Raw genomic sequence first — 3,076 nt, 5'->3', positions numbered from 1 at the left:
GTGCGCCGCTCCACTATGTGACCAAGCACCTGCAGCAAGGCATCGAGAGTGACCACTTCCGGGTCAAGCGAGCGATGCCGCGGGTGGGCGGCTTCCGGTCCTTCCACACGGCGCGGCGCACGATCTGCGGCTTCGAGGCGATGCTGTGGCTGCGCAAGGGCTTCGGCTTTGCCGGCGCGTGGACCGTGTGCGAGCAGAACCGGCTGCTCGGGGTCTGCTTCGGACTTCAGGCGGTTAACAAAACCTGAAACCGAGGCCAATTTAGCCTGAGCTGCGACCTACCTCGCGGTTTGCGACAGGCCCCGAAAACCACCGAATGGCTGAGATGGGCGCAAAGCTGCTGGTCCGCTCTACGGCGCCGAATCTGCGTCATAGAGCCGGCGTTGACAACAGCTGTCGCACTGAGGCTCCGAGCCCCGAAGCAAAATAAAATGCGCAATCGATATAACCGGAGGACCAATAAGCTCATTTCTCGAGCAAAGAAAGACAGTGTTATGCTAAAAAGTATGGTCGAAGTGACGCGTTATCACTGATCATTCGGCACCTATGAGCCAATAAGTGCTGCTAAATACGCTGTGAAACCCTTCCTATTCTGTCGAGAGATTGTGTCTTGTGAGTCTTACGCGCTGTGATCAGTGCAAGAGTGTCCAGCGCGTTTCCTGTTGCCGCAAATTCTGCGGTGTTGTCGAAGATACACCACGCCCGACGTCCGAGGGCACTTTGCTGGTGCAAGCGCTCGGCCATCCGGGTGAGTACAGGCGGCTCATAAACCGAATGGTACATGCGTGGGGAGCCATGAAGCCGGTAGTAGGCAAGATCCAGCCAACCACCCGGCTTGCCTGCACCCGGGATTGGCGCGGGATCAGCAGCGACTCGGGCGATCGCGAGTTCGCTGAGGAGTTTATCGGCGTCCTCAACAAACCAGGTGGCGTGGCGCGGTTCGCAAACGATGTCCCCCGGGAAGATCTGCCTGAAGGTTGCCAGAAATGGTTCGGCCGACGCCCTGTTGAAAACCAAACTCGGCGGAAGCTGGAGAAGCAGCGGCCCGAGCTTCGGCCCAAGGCTCGCCACCTCGCCTAGGAAGCGAACCAAGAGCTCGTCCACGCCGGTGAGGCGTCGCTCATGCGTGATCGCGCGGGGCACCTTTACGGCGAAGTGGAACCCGTCTGGCACCGCGGCGGCCCACTTCTCGTAGGTCGAGACGCGATGTGGCCGATAGAAGGACGTGTTGATCTCAACCGCAGAAAAGCGCTGCGCGTACCTCTCTAAATGGCTGCCGGTTTCCGGGAATTGTGAGGCGTTGGCTTTCGGCAGGCTCCAGCCCGCGGTTCCGATCGCGATGGGGTCTGGTGCATGCATCAGCTGTTACAGTGGGCAATAAGCCATACCGGCCAGATCGGCGGAAGGCAGTCGGGTACATGTGCGCATGCGAGCGCTTGAAGAAGTCTTTGGTCGTCTCTCGACGTCAGCATTCCGGCAGCGGCTTCGGCTCGCGTCCGCCGATCAGGCCCATCTTCGAGAGACAGGCCTGCCGATGGTTCTAGAGCATGCACGGAACTTCGTGGAACGGCGCCTTGCGCCCGCCGAGCCGAGGAACGACGGTAAGCAGACGCCCTTTCGCGGCCATCGTGCCTTTATGGTACAGCATGCGACGGCCACCTGCTGCCGCGGCTGTTTGGCCAAGTGGTACACCATACTTGCGGGACGGGAGTTGACCGCTGTCGAGCAGGCGCACGTGGTCGAGGCTAGCGGGCACTGGCTGCGCTCACAGAATGTCGATGGCGCATAACTGATGGTTCTGTGCTGAGCTCAAATCGGCGATAATTCGGTGCGAGTATCACATGAAGGGTCTTACCGGATTTCCAGGCTGAAAAACGCGCGGTGACTCAGACAAGCGCCGGCTAGGGGAGACGTGCTAGGCGGCCGGTGCCCCACGCCTGCGCAGCGCCTCCGGTAGGCAGTGCGTCCGCCGCAGCCGCGCCGACACCCGCAGAAAGGTCACGAAGTTCTCCGCCTCATCGAGATTCATGCCGCACGCAATAGCGGCGTGGTCCCGCATGATTGTGTGGGTGCCGTCGCCGGCGAGCTTCACGCTGATCCTGGGCATGTGCCTCTCCTTAAAGGATCTTCGGAGACGCATGGATGGAGATGGCGCCTCAATCTAACAATGACCTCGGCGGCGTGTGGTTCGCACTAGTGGTTGCGCCATGCCGCACCCGTAGTGCTCGTCGGGCTCGCGTGAGCACGAAGTAGGCGGCAAGGGCCGCGCCGTTGATGGAGAGCACCCAGCCGTAGCTGTTGGGCGCCTGCCCGTACATGGGCCGGCCGATGGTGCCGAAGCCGACGCATAAGCCAAAGATGGCAAGACCCGCGAATAGGAGAGCGAAGAACAGCATGACCATTCCCCCCAAGAAAGGTGAAGCACCTACAGGTCGAAGAGGCGGACGAACTCGCACGGCGTGTACTGCACGCCTTCCCGGTCCGCGATCCGCACGTCAGCATAGCCGGTCCAGATCAGCTCGGCCGCCTTCTTTAACGCGCCGATCGCTGTGTCGTAGTCGATGAGGATCGGCCCTGTCAGGTTCAAGCCGGTAACGATGAAGGTCATACCGACCTCCGTCCGCTTGGTGCATCCTGCGGTTCACAATACGCCTCTGCGCAGGCTTTCACCAGGGCGTTGAGCGGCAGATTTCTAGGAGCGATTGCAGCGGTCTATTGCAAGGCATCGCCTGAGCTTGGCCTCCAGCCGGTCTAGCTCGCGCACAACCATCGAAGCGGACTGCCATGCCTGATGCGCCGACCCGCTTTGATCCTCTTTGAGGCCGTGCTTGGCGCGGGCTTGTCACGTTGGCAAGGTCGCCGGCTTGCCGCGACCGATCCAGCATCGTAGCCGGGCCGCATGAGCCCGCTCTCGTACTCCGGCTACCGCTTTCCGCGCGACATCATCCAGCGCGCCGTGTGGATGTACCTGCGCTTCACCCTCAGCTTCCGCCATGTCGAGGAGCTCCTGGCCGAGCGCGGCATCATCGTCACGTACGAGAGCGTCCGCCGCTGGGTGCTAACCGCTAACCTTTGG

The 3,076-nt window shown here is 61.3% G+C and carries 6 protein-coding genes and 1 pseudogene; 3 read left to right on the top strand and 4 right to left on the bottom strand.

Annotation, left to right across the window (positions count from 1 at the left end):
- Positions 1–248 (top strand): DDE-type integrase/transposase/recombinase (locus AC1DXK_RS30625; protein ID WP_477299679.1); only part of this gene is annotated, 248 nt, incomplete at its 5' end.
- Between the two features lie 316 nt (positions 249–564).
- Here the strand turns inward: AC1DXK_RS30625 and AC1DXK_RS30620 are convergent.
- On the bottom strand, positions 565–1,359 hold the full coding sequence (locus AC1DXK_RS30620) for a DUF72 domain-containing protein (protein ID WP_456686444.1): 795 nt from the start codon (positions 1,357–1,359) through the stop codon (positions 565–567).
- 67 nt (positions 1,360–1,426) lie between these two features.
- Here AC1DXK_RS30620 and AC1DXK_RS30615 point away from each other — a divergent pair, with 67 nt between their 5' ends.
- Positions 1,427–1,789: a DUF4186 domain-containing protein gene (locus AC1DXK_RS30615; RefSeq protein WP_456686443.1), complete on the top strand. Its 363-nt coding sequence runs from the start codon at positions 1,427–1,429 to the stop codon at positions 1,787–1,789.
- A gap of 126 nt (positions 1,790–1,915) precedes the next feature.
- Here AC1DXK_RS30615 and AC1DXK_RS30610 read toward each other — a convergent pair whose 3' ends face one another.
- The 3 genes from AC1DXK_RS30610 to AC1DXK_RS30600 are packed head-to-tail and all read right to left on the bottom strand — an operon-like array spanning position 1,916 to position 2,608.
- Positions 1,916–2,107, bottom strand: coding sequence for a hypothetical protein (locus AC1DXK_RS30610; protein WP_456686442.1), 192 nt, complete (start codon positions 2,105–2,107; stop codon positions 1,916–1,918).
- A 49-nt stretch (positions 2,108–2,156) separates the two neighbouring features.
- Positions 2,157–2,396 (bottom strand): hypothetical protein, encoded by a 240-nt coding sequence (locus AC1DXK_RS30605; RefSeq protein ID WP_456686441.1) that lies wholly within the window; start codon positions 2,394–2,396, stop codon positions 2,157–2,159.
- Positions 2,397–2,425: 29 nt separating this feature from the next.
- Positions 2,426–2,608 carry a hypothetical protein gene (locus AC1DXK_RS30600; protein WP_456686440.1) on the bottom strand — a complete coding sequence of 61 codons (183 nt, stop codon included), beginning with the start codon at positions 2,606–2,608 and terminating at the stop codon, positions 2,426–2,428.
- A 291-nt stretch (positions 2,609–2,899) separates the two neighbouring features.
- Between AC1DXK_RS30600 and AC1DXK_RS30595 the strand changes: the two are divergent.
- A pseudogene (locus tag AC1DXK_RS30595) lies at positions 2,900–3,076 on the top strand (IS6 family transposase); the annotation flags it as partial.

Source organism: Methylobacterium sp. P3_A11 (assembly GCF_056403155.1).
The sequence above is the reverse complement of the archived record's forward strand: the minus strand, read 5'-3'. Positions and strand labels throughout refer to the sequence as shown.

Excerpts from the sequence above, each read along its gene's own strand:
- AC1DXK_RS30610 (WP_456686442.1), bottom strand. The coding sequence starts at position 2,107 with ATGCCCAGGATCAGCGTGAAGCTCGCCGGCGACGGCACCCACACAATC.
- AC1DXK_RS30615 (WP_456686443.1), top strand. The coding sequence starts at position 1,427 with ATGCGAGCGCTTGAAGAAGTCTTTGGTCGTCTCTCGACGTCAGCATTC.
- AC1DXK_RS30600 (WP_456686440.1), bottom strand. The coding sequence starts at position 2,608 with ATGACCTTCATCGTTACCGGCTTGAACCTGACAGGGCCGATCCTCATC.
- AC1DXK_RS30620 (WP_456686444.1), bottom strand. The coding sequence starts at position 1,359 with ATGCATGCACCAGACCCCATCGCGATCGGAACCGCGGGCTGGAGCCTG.
- AC1DXK_RS30605 (WP_456686441.1), bottom strand. The coding sequence starts at position 2,396 with ATGCTGTTCTTCGCTCTCCTATTCGCGGGTCTTGCCATCTTTGGCTTA.